This window comes from Salinimicrobium oceani (genome assembly GCF_012037645.1).
In genome coordinates this window covers 1-467 of sequence record NZ_JAAVJR010000567.1, presented here as the reverse complement: position 1 = coordinate 467, position 467 = coordinate 1, and the positions used below count along the sequence as shown (strand labels likewise).

General features: G+C 44.3%; 1 protein-coding gene. It reads right to left on the bottom strand.

All coding sequences use genetic code 11. The annotated features are described in order from the left end of the window. Positions 1–467, bottom strand: a 467-nt coding sequence (locus HC175_RS18280; protein ID WP_168139667.1) for a radical SAM protein, incomplete at both ends; no start/stop codon positions are given.

Here is a 467-nt window from a genome sequence, read left to right as displayed (position 1 = left end):
AAGTAACGGCGACGCATTGCTTTTAAGACTGCGTTGCTTCCGCTTTGCAGCGGAATATGAAAATGGGGCACAAAGGCATTGCTTTGGGCAACAAAGTCTATGGTTTCATTTTTCAGAAGGTTAGGCTCAATAGAAGATATCCTTAGCCTTTCAATTCCTTCCACAGTATCCAATGCCTTTACCAGGTCCAGAAAGGTATGCTCATGCTTTTTATTTCCAAACTCTCCTTTTCCGTAATCTCCAATATTAACCCCGGTGAGTACGATCTCCTTGATGCCTTTTTCGCTGATCTTTTTTGCATTCTCCAGAACATTTCCCAGAGTATCGCTTCTGGAAATTCCTCTCGCCAGCGGAATGGTGCAGTAAGTACATTTATAGTCACACCCGTCCTGTACTTTTAGAAAAGCCCTGGTGCGGTCGCCAAAGGAATAAGAACCAACATAGAAGTCTGCCTCCCCGATCTCACA